Origin of the sequence: Shewanella saliphila (assembly GCF_014648295.1) — a bacterium.
Classification (GTDB): Bacteria; Pseudomonadota; Gammaproteobacteria; order Enterobacterales; family Shewanellaceae; genus Shewanella; species Shewanella saliphila.
This window is the reverse complement of the sequence record NZ_BMQV01000024.1, coordinates 43,665-67,058: the sequence shown is the minus strand read 5'-3', so window position 1 is coordinate 67,058 and position 23,394 is coordinate 43,665. Positions and strand designations below refer to the sequence as shown.

24 protein-coding genes are annotated in these 23,394 nt (G+C 42.8%); 9 read left to right on the top strand and 15 right to left on the bottom strand.

The genetic code is table 11. From position 1 onward, the window contains the following. Positions 1 to 227: 227 nt before the first annotated feature. Positions 228 to 779, top strand: a complete 552-nt coding sequence (locus IEY48_RS12410; protein WP_188920757.1) for a gamma carbonic anhydrase family protein — start codon at positions 228 to 230, stop codon at positions 777 to 779. Between the two features lie 253 nt (positions 780 to 1,032). Further along, positions 1,033 to 2,253, top strand: coding sequence for a sensor domain-containing diguanylate cyclase (locus IEY48_RS12405; RefSeq protein WP_188920755.1), 1,221 nt, complete (start codon positions 1,033 to 1,035; stop codon positions 2,251 to 2,253). Between the two features lie 32 nt (positions 2,254 to 2,285). Here IEY48_RS12405 and IEY48_RS12400 read toward each other — a convergent pair whose 3' ends face one another. From IEY48_RS12400 to IEY48_RS12385, 4 genes are read right to left on the bottom strand one after another with little or no spacing between them, the layout of a single operon-like run. Next, positions 2,286 to 2,540, bottom strand: coding sequence for a DUF1488 family protein (locus IEY48_RS12400; RefSeq protein ID WP_188920754.1), 255 nt, complete (start codon positions 2,538 to 2,540; stop codon positions 2,286 to 2,288). Beyond that, positions 2,540 to 3,373, bottom strand: a complete 834-nt coding sequence (aroE, locus tag IEY48_RS12395) for a shikimate dehydrogenase (RefSeq protein ID WP_188920752.1) — start codon at positions 3,371 to 3,373, stop codon at positions 2,540 to 2,542. The genes IEY48_RS12400 and aroE overlap by 1 nt, the downstream gene beginning before the upstream one ends. Positions 3,374 to 3,404: 31 nt before the next feature. Next, positions 3,405 to 4,661, bottom strand: a complete 1,257-nt coding sequence (locus IEY48_RS12390) for an amidohydrolase family protein (protein WP_188920750.1) — start codon at positions 4,659 to 4,661, stop codon at positions 3,405 to 3,407. 11 nt (positions 4,662 to 4,672) lie between these two features. Then, complete coding sequence (locus IEY48_RS12385) at positions 4,673 to 6,055, bottom strand: amidohydrolase (protein WP_188920748.1); 1,383 nt, start codon at positions 6,053 to 6,055, stop codon at positions 4,673 to 4,675. A 159-nt stretch (positions 6,056 to 6,214) separates the two neighbouring features. On the opposite strand from IEY48_RS12385, the gene IEY48_RS12380 reads away from it, so the two are divergent. Further along, complete coding sequence (locus tag IEY48_RS12380) at positions 6,215 to 6,649, top strand: group II truncated hemoglobin (protein ID WP_188920746.1); 435 nt, start codon at positions 6,215 to 6,217, stop codon at positions 6,647 to 6,649. A gap of 27 nt (positions 6,650 to 6,676) precedes the next feature. Here the strand turns inward: IEY48_RS12380 and hemF are convergent, their stop codons facing one another. The 6 genes from hemF to IEY48_RS12350 all read right to left on the bottom strand — a co-directional run bounded on the left by hemF (position 6,677) and on the right by IEY48_RS12350 (position 11,525). After that, complete coding sequence (gene hemF, locus IEY48_RS12375; RefSeq protein ID WP_188920762.1) at positions 6,677 to 7,609, bottom strand: oxygen-dependent coproporphyrinogen oxidase; 933 nt, start codon at positions 7,607 to 7,609, stop codon at positions 6,677 to 6,679. A 4-nt stretch (positions 7,610 to 7,613) separates the two neighbouring features. Beyond that, the gene (gene tsaC, locus IEY48_RS12370; protein WP_188920744.1) at positions 7,614 to 8,180 is read right to left on the bottom strand and encodes an L-threonylcarbamoyladenylate synthase type 1 TsaC; all 567 of its coding nucleotides are present in this window, start codon (positions 8,178 to 8,180) and stop codon (positions 7,614 to 7,616) included. A 39-nt stretch (positions 8,181 to 8,219) separates the two neighbouring features. Further along, positions 8,220 to 8,783 carry a DNA topoisomerase family protein gene (locus IEY48_RS12365; protein WP_188920742.1) on the bottom strand — a complete coding sequence of 188 codons (564 nt, stop codon included), beginning with the start codon at positions 8,781 to 8,783 and terminating at the stop codon, positions 8,220 to 8,222. A 59-nt stretch (positions 8,784 to 8,842) separates the two neighbouring features. After that, positions 8,843 to 9,316: a DUF494 family protein gene (locus tag IEY48_RS12360; RefSeq protein WP_101033474.1), complete on the bottom strand. Its 474-nt coding sequence runs from the start codon at positions 9,314 to 9,316 to the stop codon at positions 8,843 to 8,845. Positions 9,317 to 9,318: 2 nt separating this feature from the next. Then, a complete protein-coding gene (gene dprA / locus IEY48_RS12355; protein WP_188920740.1) occupies positions 9,319 to 10,335 on the bottom strand; it encodes a DNA-processing protein DprA in 1,017 nt (338 codons plus the stop codon). A gap of 83 nt (positions 10,336 to 10,418) precedes the next feature. Then, on the bottom strand, positions 10,419 to 11,525 hold the full coding sequence (locus tag IEY48_RS12350) for a LysM peptidoglycan-binding domain-containing protein (protein WP_188920738.1): 1,107 nt from the start codon (positions 11,523 to 11,525) through the stop codon (positions 10,419 to 10,421). A gap of 126 nt (positions 11,526 to 11,651) precedes the next feature. Here IEY48_RS12350 and def point away from each other — a divergent pair, with 126 nt between their 5' ends. Genes def through trkA form a run of 4 tightly spaced genes read left to right on the top strand, consistent with a single transcriptional unit; the run spans position 11,652 to position 15,840 of the window. After that, complete coding sequence (def, locus tag IEY48_RS12345; RefSeq protein ID WP_229786427.1) at positions 11,652 to 12,158, top strand: peptide deformylase; 507 nt, start codon at positions 11,652 to 11,654, stop codon at positions 12,156 to 12,158. A gap of 14 nt (positions 12,159 to 12,172) precedes the next feature. Then, on the top strand, positions 12,173 to 13,129 hold the full coding sequence (gene fmt, locus IEY48_RS12340) for a methionyl-tRNA formyltransferase (RefSeq protein WP_188920736.1): 957 nt from the start codon (positions 12,173 to 12,175) through the stop codon (positions 13,127 to 13,129). A gap of 1 nt (position 13,130) precedes the next feature. After that, positions 13,131 to 14,414: a 16S rRNA (cytosine(967)-C(5))-methyltransferase RsmB gene (gene rsmB / locus IEY48_RS12335; RefSeq protein ID WP_188920734.1), complete on the top strand. Its 1,284-nt coding sequence runs from the start codon at positions 13,131 to 13,133 to the stop codon at positions 14,412 to 14,414. 16 nt (positions 14,415 to 14,430) lie between these two features. Further along, positions 14,431 to 15,840, top strand: a complete 1,410-nt coding sequence (trkA, locus tag IEY48_RS12330) for a Trk system potassium transporter TrkA (protein WP_188920732.1) — start codon at positions 14,431 to 14,433, stop codon at positions 15,838 to 15,840. Between the two features lie 115 nt (positions 15,841 to 15,955). On the opposite strand, the gene hemG (IEY48_RS12325) is transcribed toward trkA, so the two are convergent. Continuing rightward, positions 15,956 to 16,507 (bottom strand): menaquinone-dependent protoporphyrinogen IX dehydrogenase, encoded by a 552-nt coding sequence (gene hemG / locus IEY48_RS12325; RefSeq protein WP_188920730.1) that lies wholly within the window; start codon positions 16,505 to 16,507, stop codon positions 15,956 to 15,958. A 194-nt stretch (positions 16,508 to 16,701) separates the two neighbouring features. Between hemG (IEY48_RS12325) and IEY48_RS12320 the strand changes: the two genes are divergently transcribed. Then, the gene (locus tag IEY48_RS12320; protein WP_188920728.1) at positions 16,702 to 17,010 is read left to right on the top strand and encodes an ArsR/SmtB family transcription factor; all 309 of its coding nucleotides are present in this window, start codon (positions 16,702 to 16,704) and stop codon (positions 17,008 to 17,010) included. A gap of 4 nt (positions 17,011 to 17,014) precedes the next feature. Here IEY48_RS12320 and hemG (IEY48_RS12315) read toward each other — a convergent pair whose 3' ends face one another. From hemG (IEY48_RS12315) to pepQ, 4 genes are all read right to left on the bottom strand, one after another. Further along, the gene (gene hemG / locus IEY48_RS12315; protein ID WP_188920725.1) at positions 17,015 to 17,548 is read right to left on the bottom strand and encodes a menaquinone-dependent protoporphyrinogen IX dehydrogenase; all 534 of its coding nucleotides are present in this window, start codon (positions 17,546 to 17,548) and stop codon (positions 17,015 to 17,017) included. Further along, a complete protein-coding gene (locus tag IEY48_RS12310) occupies positions 17,548 to 19,005 on the bottom strand; it encodes a TrkH family potassium uptake protein (RefSeq protein ID WP_188920723.1) in 1,458 nt (485 codons plus the stop codon). Before IEY48_RS12310 ends, hemG (IEY48_RS12315) begins: the two co-directional genes overlap by 1 nt. 73 nt (positions 19,006 to 19,078) lie before the next feature. Beyond that, positions 19,079 to 19,693, bottom strand: coding sequence for a YigZ family protein (locus IEY48_RS12305; RefSeq protein ID WP_188920721.1), 615 nt, complete (start codon positions 19,691 to 19,693; stop codon positions 19,079 to 19,081). Then, on the bottom strand, positions 19,686 to 21,005 hold the full coding sequence (gene pepQ / locus IEY48_RS12300; protein ID WP_188920719.1) for a Xaa-Pro dipeptidase: 1,320 nt from the start codon (positions 21,003 to 21,005) through the stop codon (positions 19,686 to 19,688). Before pepQ ends, IEY48_RS12305 begins: the two co-directional genes overlap by 8 nt. Before the next feature lie 234 nt (positions 21,006 to 21,239). On the opposite strand from pepQ, the gene fadB reads away from it, so the two are divergent. Continuing rightward, the gene (gene fadB / locus IEY48_RS12295) at positions 21,240 to 23,390 is read left to right on the top strand and encodes a fatty acid oxidation complex subunit alpha FadB (protein WP_188920717.1); all 2,151 of its coding nucleotides are present in this window, start codon (positions 21,240 to 21,242) and stop codon (positions 23,388 to 23,390) included. Positions 23,391 to 23,394 lie beyond the last annotated feature (4 nt).

The window sequence follows — 23,394 nt, the reverse complement described above, 5'->3', positions numbered from 1 at the left end:
TTTTCGCCGTTGAATTGTGTGTTTTGAAGCACTTAATTCAACCTAACTCGGTGACCGCTTTCGCTGTCTTCCGTGTCAGTGGATGCGCATTATAGGCACCATGAGATTTAGTGCAACCCCTTTTTTAAGGTTATTTGTTGTTTTCGACTTGTTTGCAGATAATTTAGCCTGACCAGCCAGTTTTTAAGCATTATACTGTCAGAAACCATGAATATATAAGGATTGTTATGTCGACTAATGTAAGAACTTACCAAGGAATACACCCTAATTTAGCTGATAACGTCTATGTTGATGAGTCAGCTGTGCTTGTCGGTGACATAAAATTAGATCATGACGCGAGTGTGTGGCCTTTAGTTGCTGCCCGTGGAGACGTTAATAAAATTCGTATCGGTAAACGCAGTAATGTTCAAGACGGCAGCATATTACATGTTACCCGTAAATCTTCGGCTAACCCCAATGGCCATCCTTTGATTATTGGTGACGATGTGACGATTGGTCATAAGGCAATGCTTCATGGCTGCCATATTGGGAACCGGGTCTTGATTGGTATGGGCGCTATTTTACTTGATGGTGTAATAGTAGAAGATGATGTCATTGTTGGTGCAGGCTCTTTGGTACCTCCCAACAAAGTGCTACAGAGTGGTTTCTTATATGTAGGTAGCCCTTGTAAACAGGCTAGACCGCTAACGGATGCTGAACGCGCCTTTTTACCTCAATCAGCCGATAATTATGTACGTTTAAAAAATGAATACTTAGTGGATTTACTGCAATCAAGTTAACTCCTCTTACAAAATGGGCTGCTACACTAGTGAGTCCATTTTGTTTCTGTTATAAATCATTGTCGTTGAAATCTATGGTTGGTATTTTCTATTTGCTCGTTAGCAACTAATGATGGATAACAAGCTAGGACATTAACTTCTACCCACACCAAGTTATCAATGATTGTAAAGTAAGAGCCAAATTTGCCGAAGCTGAGGTTTTTGATATTGAAGTTGTAATGTCATATCAGCTCCGTTTAACAAGGATGATGTTGTGCAGATAAAAAATAAGCTAAATACCCAAGAGCTTACTCAAATAGATGTAAAGCAGCATATCTGGCATCTGATAATTCCTTTAGTACTGATCAGCATCATTCTATTTATTATTTTCGATAATCAGCAAACCTACCTCTATTTGGGTTTCTTTGTTGGTGGTTACCTTGTTAGCTATGTCATTAGCCATTTTATGCATAAACAAAATATGCAGCGCCTATGGCGACACATAGAACAGATTTTACGTATCAATGACACTACCTATGAGTTAGTTAAGGTATCCAGTCAATATGAATCTGAACAAGCTTTTCTCGATGCGTTACTACAAAAAGCGATTACAGCTGTTGACGATGCAGAAATGGGTAGCATTATCTTAGTTGATAACCATACTGATAGATTGCAATTTGGCTCGGTCGTTGGGCTTGATATTGATAAACTTCGCCGGATTAACTTTACCTTAGAAGAAACCTTTCTCTATAGATTGACCAAAGGACGCTTAGATAAAACCGTCACCATTAATAACATGCGCAACATCAATGCTAAAAGCACGCTGACAGATGATGACCAATTTGTTTTACTCAATGCGTCGTCTAAACCTATTTGTTCGACATTATCTAGCCCTATTCGTATTGATGGCGAGCTTTATGGAATGATGAACTTAGACAGCAGCATGATGGAAGCTTTTGGTGAATACGACATAAGCTTAGTGAACATACTCACCTATGAAGCGGCCAATGCGATTTCACTTTATCAAAAGTCGAAAGAAATTGAGATTATGGCTAACTACGATGGCTTAACCCAATTGTATAACCGTAAAAAGTTTGACGAATCGGTTTTGCAATGGCAGCACGACTCGGCATTAGCAAGCTACATTGTGATTTTGGATATGGATAATTTAAAACCGCTAAACGATCTGTATGGACATCAAGCTGGTGACGATGCTTTAAAAGCATTTGCCCAATCACTGAAATCGATTTGGCATCCAGCTTTCTTAGTGGCTCGCTATGGTGGAGATGAGTTTATTGCTTTATGCCATGGTCCGCTTGAAACATTAGAAACGCAAATCATCCAAATCCAAAAAGAATTGAGCCAACTGAGTCCGGCGATTTACTTCAGTTATGGTATTGCGCAATATCAGCAAGATTGGAACAAATCATTTAAGCAAGCTGACAGCAATATGTATCAACAAAAACGCTTAAAAAACCAAAGAGCATCGCTCTAAAATAAGTTGATGACGACAAAAATTGAGGATAATTAAAATTCAATATCGCCGTTATCGGTAAATGCTTCTTGGCTTATCAGTTCTTCAGCTTGATCTTCTAGATCGAAGCGACATTGCTCAAACATGCTGGCAGCATTGTGTTGGCTCACAACCTGCGACTGACACAACGCTGAAATCGTCGTAAAGCTAACGTAACAGTTAATATTGACACCTTGTTGTTGCGCAACAAACCTAACGTTATCAGCTCCAACAAAGAGTTGGTCACCAAAAATCACGCTTTGATTCATTACTCTGCAGCCTTTTGTGCCAATTGTTCACGCAATTTGCGCATTACAGGTCCTTTGTCTGGTGTAACACCACGCCATAAACTGAAACTTGCAGCAGCTTGCCCCACTAGCATGCCTAAGCCATCTGCGGTTTTACGTGCATGTTGCGCCTGAGCCCACTGATTAAACACAGTAGTTTGCTGACTGTAAGTCATGTCGTAACAGTCGGTTGTGGCATCAACAATGGCATCGGGCAATGTAATAAGTTGACCAGATAAACCCGCAGATGTTGAGTTGATAACCAAATCAAACGGAGAAATCAGCTCATCAATCGGTTTGGCAAAAAAATTACCATATTCATTGAAAAGGCTTTGCAATTCTACCGCTTTTTGATGAGTGCGATTACAAATAACCAATTGCGCTACATTGTGTTGCAGTATCGGTAAAATACAGCCTCTCGCGGCGCCACCAGCTCCCACCAGCAACACACGTTTACCTTTTAAGGGACCAAACAGCATTTCTAAATCGTTAACCAACCCCACACCGTCGGTATTGTCGCCACCAATTTTACCATTGGGCAAATTGAACAGCGTATTGACCGCACCTGCCAACTTAGCCATATCACTGAGTTCATCGCACATGGCAAACGCTTGCTCTTTAAAAGGCGCGGTAACATTGGCTCCTTTACCACCATTGGCAAAAAACTCAGTTAATGAAGTAGAGAATTGATCTACCGGTGCCAAAATCGCTTCATAGCTCATATCTTGCTGAGTTTGTTTAGCAAACTCGCTATGAATCAATGGTGACTTACTTTGGGCAATCGGATTACCAAATACAGCATACTTATCGGTCATCAAAAACTCTCTTCATTGGTATTGAGTCAATTTAACGATACGCGGCTGGCATATCGGTTTTTTTCAAGTAGCGATCTCGTAACTCATCTTGTCGACTTTGCAAAGATTGCTCTTCACCTGCTATCCACATTTTTTCAATGCTGGTGCTAAATTCAAACGGGTCGCCACTCCACAATACTAAATCAGCAGGCTTACCCACTGCAATACGCCCACTGTCTAGATGAAAAATATCTGCAATGTTGGCCGTCAATGCCGCTAACGCATCGTTGTAATCCATGCCATTAGCAACTGCATTACCCGCACTATAACGTAATGCATAAACGCTATGACTGTCACCGGGTAAGGCAATAGCCACTTTGACACCTGCTTTTGCCAGCTTACCGGCATTTTCAAGAGAGTTATGTAGCGAATCAAAACTCTCTGGCAGATTGCGCATCGCATCAATAACAACCGGAATATTGGCTTGGGCTAATGGCTCTGCAACTAAAACGGCATCGGCACCATTAACAATAATCAAATCCAGCTCGAAGTCTTGTTTAAGCTTAATTAAATGAATAATGTCGCTTGCACGGTCAACAGCCACAATCAACGGGATATCACCGGATAATACTGCCGTAATGATGCTATCCTCACGACTCGGCTCATCGCTATCATCTTTATCTGACTTATTGGCTTTTTTGGCTTTGGTGAGTGTTTTTTGGGTATCTTCAAGCTGATGTATAAGCTGCTGCATTCCCATGGCGCGCGAACCGTCATCGGTTGCGCCTAACTCAACATATAAGCCGGTGTTGTTTGCGATAACGCTATCAAAATCGCCGCTTAAATCGACCACAAATGTTTGACCGGCAAAAATACTCTCTCCGCCGCCTGATGTGACAATGTTACGAGTAATCCCACCCTTGCGAGCAAACGGAATGGTGCTCGCAAGAGGATTAAACGCAAAGCTAGGTTCAAAACCGATATCGGCTTCTTTATCTCTGGCATCACGAGAGGTTGCTACCGCACCGACTTCAACCAAGCCCATGTCATTCATTGCAGCAATAAACCCTGGGGTTAACGTGGCTCCTTTGGCATCAATAACACTGTCGGCTTGGGGATTGTCGGGATTAATGGCAGTAATTGTACCGTTTTCGATCACCACAGTGGCATTGTTTAACACGCCCTGTTCGGTTGCGGTATGCACTGTGGCATTGATAATCGCTAGGCTGTCCGCTTGAGCCAAATTCGCCCCAAATGCCAAACTAATAGATAGGCTCAAAGCAAGCGCTGATTGAGTAAATAATGTCATTGTCTTGCTCCTTATTGTTGACCTAACATAAAGTCACTTTGCGCCTGATAGGCTGGGTCTTGGCGGTCATATACTTTGGCACCATCAATAAACACCTTTTCAGCTTGAGCATACACACTAAACGGATTGGTATTCCAAATCACCACATCTGCATTTTTACCCGGCTCGAGTGAGCCAGTTTTATCTTCAATGCCTAATGATTTAGCGGCATTTGAGGTAATCCAGCCAATCACATGTTGTTCTGCTAACTCAAAACCATTGTCATTTGCGGCGTGCATAATTTTAGCGGTTTCTTGGTTTAAACGTTGAATGGTGACACCCGAGTCAGAATGCACAATGGCACATGAGTTTTTAACCGCATCAACCATGGCCACATTTTCTAGCACCATGTCGTAAGCTTCGAGCTTAAAGCCCCACCAGTCTGGCCACATTGCGGCACAGTTGCCATTTTCAGCCAATAAGTCTGCAATTTTGTAAGCTTCAACTGCGTGATGGAATGTCCCTGCGTGATACCCAAACTCTTTGCCTAAGTCGATCATCATTGCCATTTCTTCGGCTTTGTAGCAGTGGTTATGAATGAGAATATCGCCTTCAAGCACGCCTTTAAGGGTGTCTTTCATTAAGTCGCGCTCTGGCGCAACAGGATTTTTACCTGCGGCGTAGTCTGCTTCGTATTTATCCCACGCACGTTTGTACTCAGTGGCTTGGATAAACGCAGTACGGTAGCCTGCCATATTACCCATACGAGTCATGGGCAATTCTTTACGGCTACCATAAAGATTTTTAGGGTTTTCACCACAAGCCATCTTTAATCCGTAAGGTGCCTGAGGGAATTTCATCGCCTGCATTGTTGCCGCTGGGACATTTTTTAATGTCACCCCACGCCCACCAATTAAGTTAGCAGAGCCGGGTAAAATTTGCAGAGTGGTGATACCGCCCTCTCGAGCACGGTTAAAGCCAGGATCCTGTGGCCATACGCTGTGCTCAGCCCAAACCTCAGCCGTAACAGGGTTGGTCATTTCATTACCGTCATTATGAGACTCTGCATTGGGGCTTGGATAAACACCTAAGTGTGAATGCACATCAATAATACCAGGAGTAATCCACTTGCCTGTAGCATCAACAACCGCCGCGCCGTCAGCAACAAGCTGCTGGCCTACTGCGCTTATCTTGCCGTCTTTAATTAACACGTCAGCATCTTCAAGACGCTCACCAGTACCGGTTAATACAATGGCATTTTTAAGTAATGTCGTTGAATTCGGTAATATCTGATAGGTGCTAGGATATGGATTAGCATTGATAGTCACTTGTGGATCTTGTTGTTCTGCAGGGCTACAACCGACTATTGCAGCAGATAACGCCACCGCAACCAAAGCTGACATTTGTTTGGCCATTGGGATCTCCTTTCTTATTTTGCGACCAATCTAACCAAGTTACCTACTGAAATACAGCGTAATCGTTAAATAATTGGTATCAAAACGTTAATAACAAAATCATTCTATACGGCGTTGGATTAGATATAATGGCCGCAACATTCTTAACCACACGAAACGATGAACTGGTTACGTAGATTATTCGCTAAACCGCAAACAAACGATGACAGAGATAGCACGCAATCTAACGCCTATGGTTTGATTGGTGGCGATAAAGTCATCCGCGCTATTGCCCATGACTTTTATCAGCAAATGCAAACTCGGCCTGAAACTCAAAGCTTACTCGCCATACATCGCTCTCCCATTGCTGACTCTGAACAAAAATTATATGAATTTTTAAGTGGCTGGCTTGGTGGGCCGCAGCTATACCAACAAAAATATGGTCATCCTGCGCTTAGAGCTAGGCACATGCCTTTTGCAATTGACGAATCAATGCGGGATCAATGGTTAATCTGCATGCGTGCCGCCATTGAAAACTGTATAAAAAAGCCTGAACATCAACAAGTGATTATTCAGGCTATTTCGACCTTAGCAGACAATATGCGCAACCGATAACGGTCCGCGCGATATCATCGGGTAATCTTAAGCTTGCGCCAACCAATCTTGTGGTTTTAAGTAAACCTCATATAACTCTGCTTCTGCCGTGCCTTCTTCAGGCGTAAAGGCATACTCCCAACGCACTAATGGCGGCATCGACATGAGGATTGATTCTGTGCGGCCACCGGTTTGTAAACCAAATAAGGTGCCACGATCATAAACCAAATTAAACTCGACATAACGACCACGACGATACAGTTGGAACTGACGCTCATCGTCGTTATATTCAAGTTCTTTATTGCGCTCCACAATTGGCGCATAAGCTTCAATAAAGCCATTACCTACCGCTTGCATAAACGCAAAACTACGCTCAAAACCAGGCTGATTTAAATCGTCAAAAAATAACCCACCAACACCACGCGTTTCATTACGATGCGGTAAAAAGAAGTATTCATCACACCATTTTTTGTATTTAGGATAAACATTCTCACCAAATGGGTCGCAAATATCTTTCGCCGTTTGGTGCCAGCTAATCACATCTTCTTTAAAAGGATAATAAGGCGTTAAGTCAAACCCACCGCCGAACCACCATACAGGGTCAGCACCTTCTTTACGGGCAATAAAAAAGCGTACATTGGCATGAGTGGTTGGAATAAACGGGTTATTAGGGTGGATCACTAACGACACCCCCATGGCCTCAAAACTACGGCCAGCCAACTCGGGACGATGTGCGGTAGCCGATGCAGGCATCGCCGCCCCCATCACATGCGAAAAATTCACCCCGGCTTGTTCAAAGACTTTACCTTGAGTCATCACACGGCTAGTGCCGCCACCACCTTCTTCACGCTCCCATGAGTCAGCTTTAAAGCTCGCTTTACCATCGAGTTGTTCTAAACGCTGACAAATATTTTGCTGTAATGCCAACAAAAACGACTTAACTTGTTGTGCATCCGGCACCTGAGATTGAGTATTGGGCATATTATTAACTTCCATTTCGAAGAGTTTGGCCACTGCGGGCATCGATAATTGTTGATGGCTGACGCTGCTCACCAAGTTGACCTAAAATTAATGCATCAATTTTATCACTAAAATCAGTGATGATATGTTGCGCATCGACCACGGGAGGCTCACCCGCTAAATTGGCACTGGTCGATACTAATGGTTTATTAAGGGTTTCGCATAACTCACGTACCACCGGATGGGCAGACACTCGTACCGCGATGGAGTCAAACTGACCACAGAGTAATTGAGATACCTGCGGCTTAATGGGCATCACAAACGTAAACGGTCCAGGCCATTTAGATTGCGCAAACTGCAACTGCGACTCGGTGAGCTGAGTAATATCAATGTAGGGTAATAGTTGTTCAAATGAACTGGCAACCAAGATTAATCCCTTTTGCCAAGGGCGTTGCTTTACTGCCAACAGCTTTGCAATTGCGCTGTCATTGTCAGGATCGCAACCTAACCCAAATACAGCTTCTGTTGGATAAGCGATTACGCCACCTTGCTCAATAAGAGTAGCGACAGCCGATGGCTGCAGTTGCAACATTGGATTTCCTTTCATTAGATTATTGGTAATGACAACGAACTATAAGGCTCGCTTATAATTACAGGATTTTTGCGGACACTCAAGACGGCTGCCTGCTGCGCCTTTTCGTTCAACTAAAATCCCAAAGCCGCATTCAGGACAGGACTCATTATATGGAGGATAGTTTACGATAAACTTGCATTTAGGGTAGGCACTACAAGCAAAAAAAGTTTTTCCATAACGGCTAGTTCGAGATTCTAAATGACCTTTACTGCATTGAGGACAGGTAATTTTCTCAACCTCACTGCTGTGATCATGTTTTTCAATATGAGTACACTCAGGATAATTGGTACAACCAATAAAGATACCAAACCGCCCAGACTTTACCGCTAACTCATGACCACATTGCGGGCATTGAGAACCACTGATCACTTGCGTTTCAATTGACTCATGCTGCACTAAAGGCCGTGTATAATCGCACGTAGGATAATTATTACAGCCAACAAAACTGCCATGCTTACTGTGCTTAACCGACAGCTCTGAACCACAAACAGGACAAAGCTCAAACTCTTTCTCCAGTGCATGTTCGTGAACAGTAAACAGCTGTTGATCAATTTTCGACATGGTGCTCTCAATGAATAATATTCTATAGACCTAAAAAAGGAGGCTAAGCCTCCTTTCTGTTATGAGTGTAAGCGCCCTTCCGGCTGCTCGAAGATTAAATCTTCCATTTGCTCGTAGGCTGACTCATTTCCTGGCACATTGAATAGTACCATTAATACCACCCACTTGAGATCTTCTAACACCAATGTAGGCTCATCTAACTCCATCACCCGGTCAATCACCATCTCACGGGTTTCAACACTGAGTACTTGAATTTGTTCTAAGAACAATAAAAATCCACGACACTCAACATCTAACTTCGCCATTTCCGCTTTGGTGTAGATACGGAATGAATGTTGCGCATGATTGCACAAGTACGGTTTATCACTTTCTTGCAGATCAGCTAAGTGCTCTAACCAAGAAAGGGCTTTTATAATATCGACTTGATGAAAACCCGCTCGAGTTAACTCTTTAGTGAGCTCATCTTCATCCACTAATAGTTCAATTTCACTATGAACATAATTTTCAAATAAATACATGAGGATATCAAACATGGCTAACTCCTCTTTAGTCTGACGTAACCACCGGGCACTGCTGCAACCCACCCTTGTAATTCAAGTTCAAGCATTTGTACTAACACCAGATCTATTGGCTTCCCACTATCCTCAACCACTGCATCAATTGCAGTCGTTTCATAACCTACACTAGCTAACAGCGAAGGAAATGGCAAATCACAAATGTCATTATCCTGTATATGGTGCCGTTGATGCAATTGTTCAAGGTGATAATCCGATAAACTCCCTAACTCTTCTATAATATCGGCAGCAGACTCAACAAGTTTTGCGCCATTATTGATTAAATCATGACAACCTTGGCTGTATCCGCCTAGTACTGAGCCCGGAACTGCAAATACCTCACGGTTTTGCTCCATTGCTAGCCGAGCACTAATTAACGAACCGCTTTTACGACTGGCCTCCACCACTACTGTACCCAGACTTAATCCACTGACAATACGATTGCGTTTAGGAAAATTACCCGCAAAGGGTCCAACTTCCGGCCAATACTCACTGATAACACAGCCAGATTGAATAATGTCGTGGTACAGCTGTTGATGTCGTTTGGGGTATATACGTTCAACGCCAGTGCCTAATACTGCCATAGTTGAACCATTCGCGGCCAATGTCGCTTTGTGGGCAGCACCATCAATCCCCGTAGCCATGCCACTGGTAATAACAAAACCTTGGCTTGCCAAATTATAAGCAAGCTCAGCTGCCATATCTAAGCCACCACGCGATGCATTTCGGCTCCCCACAATGGCAATGCTAGGCATCACTAAAGGCGTCACGAGACCTTTAACAAATAACACTAAAGGAGCATCACTAATTTGTTGTAATAAAGGAGGATAGAGTGGATCTGAAGGAGTTAAAATATAATGATGAGGTTGTGACTCTTGCCATGCTAATGCCAAATCAACTTTATCAAAATCGATTTGGCATTTTGCTAACAGGCTTGCCGATAACGGCAAGCCTTGTGGTTCAAACTCTAGACGTTGACGAAGTTCTTCAATGTCCATTTGAGTTAATAATTGTTGAATCCGGGCAGGTCCTAACCCAGATACTGCACAAACAACTAGCCAGTCGACCAGTTTATCCGAAATTATTTACCCTTTAAGGTCAACGGTTCAGGTTTAGCGAGTTTGTCGCCGGTGCGAACAGGGATTTCATTAAACATAATCAAGCCTAAACTCGTTTTATCGAAGACTTTAAATACCAATAAGTTACCATGAAAGATATCAGGCATCTTATGCGAAGTCTCTTCAGCAAAGTGCGCTAACACTTTGTCATACGATGAACGGTCCAACGCGCGTACAGGCAAACCGTCATTATCATAGGTAATGATTTCACCATCTCGATACATCGAAAATACATGGCCTGTTTCAACACCATCTTCACTGCCACGGTCAATGTATACAACATCAAGTTTACCGGCTTCACGGATTTTACCGTTAATCGCTAAAATTGACGTAGGTACCGTAAGCTCGGCCGCTTTGGGAATAAAATAGGCAGACATTAATGCTTCATCTTCAACCGGAGCAACTCTAAAGCCGCCTTTGGTTTCACGTAAGCTACTTAATAACTCTACTTTAGATATTGGCCCAGACTCAATCACCCGGCCACTAGAGGCTAAAATCATCTCTTGGCCTAACATGCCTTCTCTGTCTGAAGCAAAAAACTCACGCCCAGTTTCATACATGGCCACTTTTAAGCCGACCTCAAGCGGAGCGTTAACATAAATAACGTCACTCACCACATGGTGCAGTGATGGGCTTTCACCACTCATAACCATTGGCAAACTGGCAAACCAAGCAGGGTCTACTACACGATTTTGCGTTAAATAGGGTTGAATAAGCGCTAAGTCCACTGCAGGGATAGGACCATTTTTTGAAGCGACTCTTCCTTCAGGACTTTTCTTTATATGCTGTTTTACCACTAAACGCGGTTGCCCATCGATAAAGACCAATGTCAGCCTATCGCCAGGGTAAATAAGATGAGGGTTAGCAATTTGCGGGTTAACACCCCACAATTTAGGCCAACGCCATGGATCATTTAAAAAATATCCAGATATATCCCACAACGTATCGCCCTTTTTAACGACATACGTATCAGGATGCCCAGCTTTCAAAGTGAGTGTATCAGCACTAACTCCAAAAATATTTAATGATAAAAAAGCAAGTAAAAGTAAGCGTTTCATGGTGTGGTCCATGTTGTTTAGCTCTTTATTAGAGCTTTTTACTGTTATTGATAGGCGGTAAGGATTAAAATTACCCTATTCGCAACAGCCAGTATAGCTAACTGGCTGAAATTTGACAGACTTGTTAAGAGTTTATATATGCCATTATTAAATGTTTTACGATTTCCAGATGAGCGTTTACGCACTATTGCTGAACCTGTGACTGATTTTGGGCCAGAATTACAAACCCAAATCGATAATATGTTAGAAACCATGTACGAAGAAAAAGGCATTGGCCTTGCTGCAACCCAAGTCGATTTCCATAAACAGCTTATCGTCATGGACTTACAAGATGACGTTGAACGTCCAACGATTTTTATTAATCCACAAATTATAAAAAGCAGCGGCGACTTTGCCAATGAAGAAGGTTGTTTATCTGTTCCTGGTATTTATGCCAAAGTAGACCGCGCTGAATTTGTCACATTCAAAGCACTTGATCGTCACGGTGAAGAATTTACCGTTGAAGCCGACGAACTATTTGCAATTTGTATCCAACATGAAATGGATCACTTAAAAGGTAAGCTATTTGTGGATTACTTGTCACCACTTAAACGTCAGCGTATAAAAACAAAACTTGAAAAAGAAGCGCGTCTAGCCGCCAAGTAACAATAGGAACAAATTTGAAACCGTTAAAAATTATCTTTGCCGGTACTCCGGATTTTGCCGCCAGACACTTACAGGCGCTAATAAACTCTGAACATGATGTAATTGCCGTTTACACCCAACCAGACCGACCGGCTGGCCGTGGAAAAAAGCTGACCGCCAGCCCAGTTAAAGCATTAGCACAACAACATGACATCAACGTCTTTCAGCCGGCATCACTGCGCAACGAAGACGCCCAAGCAGAATTAGCCAGCCTCAATGCCGACATTATGGTGGTGGTCGCTTACGGATTGATTTTACCAAAGATAGTACTTGATACTCCTAGATTAGGCTGCATCAATGTTCACGGTTCTATATTACCTCGCTGGCGTGGTGCGGCACCTATTCAGCGCGCACTATGGGCTGGCGACACAGAAACCGGTGTCACCATTATGCAAATGGATGTTGGCCTTGATACGGGCGACATGCTACTAAAAACGCATTTGCCCATAGAAGCAAGCGACACTTCAGCAAGCCTGTATGAAAAACTAGCCGAGCAAGGTCCTCAAGCCTTAGTTGAAGCGCTAATAGGGCTAAGTGAAGGTAGCCTTCAAGCACAAAAGCAAGATGAAGCCCTAGCAAACTACGCAGAAAAACTGTCTAAAGAAGAAGCCCGTATTGATTGGCATAAAAGCGCTAAGCAATTGTGGCAAGAGATCCGCGCCTTTAACCCTTGGCCTGTTAGCTACTTTGAACACCAACAAAGCGTGATAAAAGTATGGCAAGCAACCTACAATGCCCAAACATGCTCGCAAGCACCTGGCACTGTGATTTCGGCTACCAAACAAGGTATTGAAGTTGCGACAGCAGACGGCACATTAATTATCGAAACCATGCAATTGCCTAACAAAAAGCCATTAAATGTGGCTGATATCTTAAATGCTCGTAGTGATTGGTTTGCTGCTGGTGTGTGTTTAAACCAAGAGGCTAACTAGCATGAATGTGCGTGCACTTGCAGCTAAAGCGATTTATGACGTACTTGAAAAAGGCATCTCGTTATCGGTTGCCCTTCCTGAGCAACAGCAACACTTACAAAACGGTAAAGATAAAGCCTTATTAGCAGAACTTTGCTACGGAGTAATGCGACAACTACCACAGCTAGACAAATGTGTAAGTGACTGCCTAACCAAGCCATTTAAAGGCAAACAACGCATTTTACATCAGTTATTGATAGTGGGTTGTTATCAGCTTTACTTCACCCGTATTCCTGCACATGCCGCCCTTTCAGAAACAGCAGAAGCCTGTCGGCAACTGCGTTTTGATGGATTAGTAAAGGTCGTCAATGGTGTATTACGCAATATTCAACGCCAAGATGCAGCCTTAAACACGGACTCAGATACGCTACGTTTTAATACTCCCGCCTGGTTTATTAAACGCTTACAACAAGCCTATCCAGACAACTGGCAAGCCATTATTGAGCAAAGCCACCAACGTCCACCAATGTGGCTACGTAACAATCGTTTATCGCAATCTCGCGAAGACTATTTAAGCGCACTAACGACACAAGAGATTAGTGCCCAAGCAGGCCCGAGCCCAGATTCAATATTGCTAGACAGCCCTAAAGATGTCTCCAACTTGCCAGACTTTATGCAAGGCGCAGCGTCTGTACAAGATGGCGCGGCACAATGGGCTGCGACACTCTTAGCGCCTGCTGCAAATGAGCTAGTGTTAGATGCGTGCGCAGCGCCTGGTGGTAAAAGTTGTCATTTAATCGAACTCGCGCCCAGCATTAACCTTGTTGCGGTCGATTTTGATGAAAAACGCCTTGCCCGAGTGCAACAAAATCTGGACAGACTGCATTTAAAAGCGCAAGTTATTCACGGCGATGCAGCCAATATTGACTCATGGTGGCAAGGGCAACAATTTGACCGTATTTTACTGGATGCACCTTGCTCAGCAACCGGAGTGATCCGACGCCATCCAGATATTAAATGGCTGCGTAAAAATAATGACATTGAAGAGTTAGCCAATTTGCAACGACAAATTTTTGATCACTGTTGGCAATGGCTAAAACCCGGCGGTACATTACTGTATGCCACTTGCTCTATTTTACCGCAAGAAAACAGCCAACAAGTTGAGCAGTTTTTAGCCCGCACGCCAGACGCTAAGTTAGTGCCAATCGCACAACAGCCAAATCCCGATGACATTGGTTGGCAGATTTTACCCGGCCAAGACAATATGGATGGTTTTTATTACGCACACTTAGTTAAAGCAATTTAAGGATCTAGCCAAAGCCATGAAGATTATTATTTTAGGGGCGGGCCAAGTTGGCGGCACATTAGCTGAAAACTTAGTCGGAGAGAATAATGACATCACCTTAGTCGACAGCGACCGAGCGAGACTAAGGCTATTGCAAGATAAGTTTGATTTACGTGTTGTAGTAGGCCATGGCGCCCATCCAAGTGTTTTAAAAGAAGCTGGCGCAGAAGATGCCGACATGCTCATTGCTGTGACAAACAGCGATGAATGTAATATGTCTGCTTGCCAAATTGCCTACAGTCTATTTGGTACGCCAACAAAAATTGCCCGTATTCGCTCCGAAGCCTACCTAGAATTACAAGATAAGCTGTTTATTAACAGCGAGATTAAAACCAGTGACGCAAAACCGCGTGGTGGTTTTATTATTGATGAACTCATCGCCCCTGAACAGTTAGTAACCACTTACATACAAAGGCTGGTTGAATACCCTGGTGCATTGCAAGTACTTGAATTTGCAAAGGGTAAGTTAAGCCTAGTCGCAGTAAAAGCCTATTATGGTGGGCCTTTGGTCGGCAATGCATTAGCCACATTACGTGAGCACATGCCAAATATTGATACCCGAGTCGCGGCGATTTTTAGACAAGGCCGGCCGATTATGCCGCGCGGTACCACCATTATTGAAGCCGATGATGAAGTATTTTTTGTCGCCGACAGTCGCCATATTCGTGCGGTAATGAGCGAAATGCAAAAGCTCGATAACTCATACCGTAACATTATGATTGCTGGTGGCGGTAATATCGGCTTTGGTTTAGCACAAAAACTGCAACGTAATCACTCAGTAAAACTGATTGAACACCGACAAGAACGTGCTGAACAACTATCTGAAAAGCTTGAAAAAACAACTGTTTTTTGTGGTGACGCCTCAGACCAAGAATTATTGATTGAAGAACACATAGATCAAACCGATGTGTTTATTGCCGTCACCAACGATGACGAAGCAAACATTATGTCGGCATTGCTCGCAAAACGCATGGGTGCCAAAAAAGTCATGGTGCTGATTCAGCGTGAAGCCTATGTTGATATTGTGCAAGAAGCCAATATCGACATTGCGATTTCACCACAACAAGCCACTATTTCTGCCCTGCTTACTCATATTCGCCAAGGTGATATTTGCAACGTTTACTCATTACGTCGTGGTGCAGCGGAAGCCATAGAAGCTATCGCTCACGGTGACGCCAGTACATCAAAAGTCGTTGGCAAACAAATTGGTGAGATAAAGCTACCACCAGGCACGACCATTGGTGCCATAGTTCGAAACGATGAAGTGTTAATGGGCCATGACAAAACCGTGATAGAACAAGGTGATCATGTCATCTTATTTTTAGTGAATAAAAAATTCATCGGCGATGTAGAAAAGCTGTTTCAGCCGAGTGCATTTTTCTTTTAAAGTAAGTTTTTTGAGCTCGAGTTACACCAATACAATACCAATTATCAGCCACTAAAAAGCACGGCCACTTTTGCCGTGCTTTAGCGCTAAACTATCTCATTAAATCATGCCACTGTTAGCTAAACTCAACCTGGGCTAGCTTAGCAATGTGATTGCCGTAAGTTTTCACATCTTCCCAATCGGTATAGTCAATAATGGCGGTAGGATCTGTCGGTCCATCTGTCATTTTCATGATCAATCTAATCATTAAGCTGTCGTACCAAGGCCAAGATGGATAATCTACTTTACCAGCAATAATCTTAACATCTTGTGGTTTCCAAGCTGATAAGGTTAAGAATTTCTGTAAATATTTATTGTTTTCAGGGATGCGTTTTTCAGGATTACGCGCAACAACATTGACACAAAAAAAGCTATTTGGAATATTCGATAAAGCTTGCTGATGTTGGCTGACAAATTCAAAAACCGACTTATGGTATGAGCCATACAAAACACAGGCACCTAAAGCTACGGCTTGATATTTATCCCATTCAATCGGTTTTTGTTTAGTATCATGGATATTCACTACATCACATTGATCACCATTAGCGATAATTTGATCAGCAATAGCACGACTAATTTGAGCCGTGTGGCCTCCACGAGAATAATAAAGTACTAATATGTGCGCCATGTTATTTCTCATTACTGCGTTATTTGCCTCAGTTTGGCATAAAAAGTGGTTTTTAAACCTGAGCAATGATCACAAATTAGAAATAGCTCATATATTTAATAGTTAAAATTGAGATCTGTGAAGTGCAGAAGTATGATGATACTAAATAGGGAGTTAGTGTTAAACTAACTCAAGTTCACTAGGTTGGAATACTCATGCAGCAAGATATCGATGTCGTCACCATGCTTAATAATGCTGAAACAGCCGCGCAATGGCTAAAGGCAATAGCGAATCCGTATCGACTGATGATTTTATGTTTGCTGCTGGAAAAAGAACACAGTGTGACAGAGCTGAATGAAACCGTGCCTTTGAGCCAGTCTGCATTGTCGCAACATTTAGCCGTACTGCGCACGCAAGACTTAGTGAATACACGAAAAAGCTCTCAAGTGGTGTATTACACCCTTAAAAATGAACAAGTGAATGAAGTCATATCCATTTTACACCGCCGTTATTGCGCCACTTAACAAGTTAATGCTTTTGCGCCGCAATATCTTTGGCGAACCCTTCTACTTTATTCCAGTCGGTAAACTCAAACGTGCCGCTGGTGTCTGTTGGCCCTTTGGTCATCCACATAATGAAACGAATCATGACCTTATCGAAAAATCGATAACGTGGATAATCAATTTTACCGGCAAAAACCCCAAGCAGTTTAGGTTTCCAAACCGATAAGGTTAAAAACTTTTGCATATAAGGATTGGTTTCAGGGGTATTTTTTAACGGTTTTCTGGCGACAACGTTTACGGTAAAAAAACTGTTCAACTTAGTGTCGAGCAATGCCCGGTGCTGCGCGGCAAACTTAAATAACTCAGGTCGATGTTTGCCATAACGAATACTGGCACCAATCACCACTTTATCCACTGCAGCTAGTTGCTCAGCAGTCACATCCGTTAGGTTAATCACTGTCACTTGCTCGCCACTTTCGCGAAGTACTTGCTCAATTCGCTGACAAATAGCCAAGGTTTGTCCATCAACTGTTGAATACAAAATTGCCGTTTTTAACATTAATTTTTCCAAAAAGTAGGGGTAAACAAGACCAACAATGTAAAGACCTCTAATCGACCAAACAACATCGCAACAATCAATACCCACTTAGCCCCATCGGTGATGTTAGCATAGCTTGAGGCAACGTCTCCTAAACCAGGGCCTAAGTTATTAATACTCGCCGCAGTGGCACTAAATGCCGTAATTGCATCCATTTCCATGGCCATTAAAATCACCATGCACACCACAAAGACCAAAGCATATGCAGAAAAGAACCCCCAAACCGCATCAATAATCCGGTCTGGTAATGCATTCCCGCCGATCCGGATTGAATACATCGCCTTAGGATGAACTAAACGTTTCAATTCGCGCGAGCCTTGTAATACCAATAGAATCAAGCGAATCACTTTCATACCGCCACCGGTTGAACCCGCACAGCCACCAATAAAGCTCGAAAATATTAACAAAATAGGTAAAAACAATGGCCAGGAATGAAAACTTTCAGTGCCAAACCCGGCGGTGGTCGAAATAGATACCACTTGAAAGAATGCATAATCGAGGGTTTGTTCTGCCGAATCGTAAACACCAGACTGATATAGCGTCATAAAACAAATGGCTGTTAATACCAGCTGCACGGCAATTAACACTTTAAATTCGGCATCTTTAAAATAGATTTTAAAGTTAATCCCACGCCAACTAAATGCGGCAAAATGCAAACTAAAATTGACGGCTGCAATCAGTAAGAAAACCGCACAAATGACATTGATTAATGGGCTATCAAAATACCCTAAACTGGCATCATGGGTAGAAAACCCGCCAATCGCAATCGTTGAAAATGAATGACAAATAGCATCAAAAGCGTCCATTCCGGCAAAGTAAAATGCTAACGCACACAAGGTTGTCAGCATAAAATAAATGTACCACAAGGCTTTGGCTGTTTCGGCAATACGAGGGGTAACCTTGGTGTCTTTTACTGGACCAGGAACTTCGGCTTTATATAACTGCATACCACCAATACCTAACAGCGGTAAAATAGCCACAGCAAGTACAATGATACCCATGCCGCCCATCCACTGCAGTAAATGGCGATAAAACAATACCGATTTAGGTAGGTCATCAAGGCCAACAATAACGGTAGCCCCGGTGGTGGTTAACGCAGAAAAGGATTCAAAAAAACTGTCAGTCCAACTAAGATTCGGCTCATTAGAGAAAATAAACGGCAGCGCCCCTATCGACCCAAGAACCGTCCAGAATAACACCACAATCAAGAACCCCTCGCGGGTACGAAGGTCACCTTTTTGATGACGATTGGGGTACCACAATAAAAAGCCCAAAAAGATACTGACAAAAAAGGCCTGAATGAACGCGGTACCACCGCCATCTTTATACAAGATAGCCACTAATGCCGACGGTAACATGGTGATTGAAAATAATCCCATCAGCAAACCGGTGATTCTAATAATTGTTTTATATTGCATTAAGGATTCTGTTTAGGTTGCACTGCGACCATGTTAACAATTGAATGACATTCTGGCATAAGTTTGCCATTGGTCAAACTGTAAACTTTACTTGTAACTGGCCCTGAGTCAGGGTCGCTAAAGCTTGATTAAAATCTTGATGGTATGATTTGGCCAATTCAAAATGAACCTCAACCCTATCAGTAAACACTTTATCAATAACCACACCATCATGTTGATTAACTAAATATTCTACATCGGTTAATTGCGCATAATGACACACTAAACTCGTTGGGTAGCGTATATGCTTTATTTGCGTTTGTACTTGAGGCAATCCTTGCTTAATCCCTGAGGTATAAGCACGAACTAAACCACCCACGCCCAACTTAGTACCACCAAAGTAACGCACAACAATTGCACCAAGCTCACCAATATTCGCTCCTTGCAGGCATGCTAACATGGGTTTTCCGGCACTGCCCGACGGCTCACCATCATCGCTAGCCCCCATATCAATGGTATTTTCAGGGCTGCCAGCCACAAAAGCATAACAATAATGACTCGCTCCTGGATATTGTAGCTTTATGTCAGTAAGCGCTAACTTCATTTGTTGTTGATTTGGACAATGAAACAACAAAGAGATAAAGCGGCTATGCTTTATCTCTTCCTCTATCAACACGTTAGCTTGAGGTATTAAATATGACTCAATCAACTAAACCAAACTCTCTTGTCATGTTTTCGACCCGGTTTTGATGCACGATTACGTTATCTTCTATTCTGATCCCACCAAAAGGCCGCAATTCATCTACCGTTTTCCAGTTAATCATTTGTTTTGCTGACGGCGATAGTTGTTCAAGTAAGGTATCAATAATATAAATACCCGGCTCAACTGTTAGCACCTGATTTGCGGCTAAAACACGAGTGCAGCGTAGAAATGGATGCGCATCTGGCGCAGCAATGTGCGTTCCTCGTTCATCATGAGCATAACCGCCCATATCATGCACCTGCAACCCTAACATATGCCCTAAGCCATGAGGGAAAAAAGCATTGGTAATACCTTGTGCAACTAATTGCTCAATTGTGCCGGTTGCAAGTTCAAAATCAACGAGTAATTGGCCAATATGCTCATGTGTCGCAATATGTAAATCAACATATTTAACGCCGGGTTTCATTTGTTCAATAATGGCGAGTTGCACTTTATTAAGCGCGACAATTAATTGATAAAAACGGTTTTTCTCAAAAGCATAAGTACGTGTAATATCAGCAGCATACCCATAAAAATTAGCACCCGCATCAATCAAAAAAGATAACCTTTGTTCAGGTTTAGTATGCTCAAGTGCGGTGTAATGTAAAATCGCAGAATTTTGATTTAATGCGACAATATTGCCATAGGGAACATCATTTTCACCTTGGCCGATTTCCAATAAATAGCACTGCTGAATTTCGAACTCACTCGCCCCATTATAAAACGCATTTTTGGCCGCTAAATGGCCTTTAACGGCAATTTGGTTGGCGCGGCGCAAACACTCAAGCTCATACTGTGTTTTATCAGCGCGATGATAATGTAAGTAATTCATCACAGCATCAGGGTTACGGGCAGTAAAACCTAACACATCAGCCACATCCAAGTGCTCACCGATATAGGCCCATGCGGTCATATTTTTAGGTAAGTAATCAGCAATGCGATCAGGCTTTGTTAATAATTGAATATTAAAATGTTCTGTCCAAAAAGTTTGTGGCACATCATTCACTTTATGCCAAAAATCTACCGGACGGTAAAACACTAAAGTCGGCTTGTCTTGGCCATTAGCAATTACCCAACAGTTAGGGGTGTCTAAAATTGGCAGCCAAGCTTTAAATTGTGGATTTACTTTAAAGGGATAATTTAGATCATCTAAAAATTGTCTATGAGGTTGCCCCGAGTGAATCACAATGCCGGCAAGGTTTTCACGTTGACAAATATCAGCAACACGACGATTAAGCTCGGTAATATGCGCATGATATAGATGGGCTAACTGATCCATAGATTGTCCCTTTGATAAGTTTTAACCCAATAAGTCTATCACAAACTAGAAAACGCATCGCTAGATGATAAAAAATTAAACGGCCGTTTAAATTGGGTGTTGTAATTTTTCTCATTTAGTCGCACACTGACAATCAATTGGTCAATAGATGGCCTAAACTGCTGTGAATTTAGCTTGATAACTGCACAGTAAATAAGATGTGGAAGTCGCTTTTAAGCAATAAGGAAGCAAGCAATGATCTACCAAAGCCCTACCATTCAGGTTGAGTTACTTGAAGATAATATTGCCAAACTGTGTTTTAACGCACCTGGTTCGGTAAACAAGTTCGACAGAGAAACTCTAGCCTCATTAGATGCTGCATTAGACAGCATAAAGCAAAACACCAATATCAAAGCGTTATTGCTGACATCAGCAAAAAGCACCTTTATTGTTGGTGCTGATATCACTGAATTTTTGAGTCTATTCCAGCAGGATGATGCGACGTTACAAGCTTGGGTTGAACAAGCTAACGCAGTATTTAATAAGCTTGAAGACCTACCATTCCCTACTGCATCAGCTGTTAATGGATTTGCATTGGGCGGCGGTTTCGAAACCATTTTAGCAACCGACTTACGTATTGCAGATACCAATGCACGTGTTGGCTTACCAGAAACTAAACTGGGGATTATCCCTGGTTTTGGTGGCACAGTGCGTTTACCACGTGTTATCGGTGCAGATAATGCCGTTGAGTGGATCACTACAGCAAAAGATCAACGCCCAGCTGATGCATTAAAAGTCGGCGCCATTGACGCCGTGGTTGCACCAGAACATTTAGAAACAGCAGCACTACAAATGTTGCACGATGCATTAAATGGCAGCATTGACTGGCAAACACGTCGTACTAAAAAGCAATCAGCACTTCAGTTACCAAAGCTTGAAGCCATGATGTCTTTTGCTACCGCTAAAGGCATGGTGTTCTCTGTTGCGGGTAAACATTATCCAGCGCCAATGGCTGCTGTGAATGTGGTTGAGCAAGCTGCAGGTTTAGACCGCGATGGTGCATTAAAAGTCGAAGCACAAGCGTTTATCAAGCTAGCTAAAACAGATGTTGCCCAAGCATTAATTGGTATTTTCTTAAATGACCAATTTGTAAAAGGTAAAGCGAAAAAAGCCAGCAAACTGGCTAAAGATGTTAACCAAGCAGCAGTATTAGGTGCTGGTATCATGGGTGGTGGTATTGCATACCAAAGCGCCAGTAAAGGCACGCCAATCGTGATGAAAGACATCGCTCAGCCAGCATTAGAGTTAGGCTTAAATGAAGCGGCTAAAATTCTATCAACACAAGTTGCTCGCGGCCGCTCTACGCCGGAGAAAATGGCAAAAGTATTAAATAACATTACCCCGTCACTTGATTACGCCGCCATAAAAGGTAGCGACATCGTGGTTGAAGCGGTTGTTGAACATCCAAAAGTGAAAGCGACAGTATTGGCTGAAGTTGAAGGTCAAGTTGCAGAAGATGCCATTATTGCATCTAACACTTCAACGATTTCAATCAACTTGTTGGCAAAGAGCCTCAAAAAACCTGAGCGTTTCTGCGGTATGCATTTCTTTAATCCTGTGCACAAAATGCCATTGGTTGAAGTTATCCGCGGCGAGCACAGTTCAGACGAAACCATTGCATCGGTTGTCGCTTACGCAAGCAAAATGGGTAAAACACCAATCGTAGTAAACGACTGCCCAGGCTTCTTCGTTAACCGCGTGTTGTTCCCATACTTCGCAGGCTTTAGCGGCCTACTTGCTGAAGGTGCTGACTTTGCCGCTGTTGATAAAGTCATGGAAAAACAATTTGGTTGGCCAATGGGCCCAGCATACTTACTTGACGTAGTCGGCCTAGATACAGGTCATCACGCACAAGCGGTTATGGCAGAAGGTTTCCCTGATCGTATGGGCAAAAACGGCAAAGACGCTATCGATATTATGTTTGAAAACAAGCGTCTAGGTCAAAAAAACACAAAAGGTTTCTATGCTTACTCAGTTGACCGTCGTGGTAAACCGAAAAAAGACATTGATCCTACAAGCTACGAATTATTAAGCGCTGAGTTTGGCGCATTAAAGACGTTTGAGTCAGATGACATCATCGCACGCTGTATGATCCCAATGATCATCGAAACGGTTCGTTGTTTAGAAGAAGGCATTATTGCATCACCTGCTGAAGGCGATATGGGTCTAGTTTACGGTATTGGTTTCCCTCCATTCCGTGGTGGTGTATTCCGTTACATAGATACCATGGGCGTAGCCAATTTTGTTGCCCTAGCAGACAAATACGCACATCTTGGTGGCTTATATCAAGTTACCGACGCTATGCGCGAACTTGCAGCCAACAACGGTAGTTACTACCAAGCCTAATCAG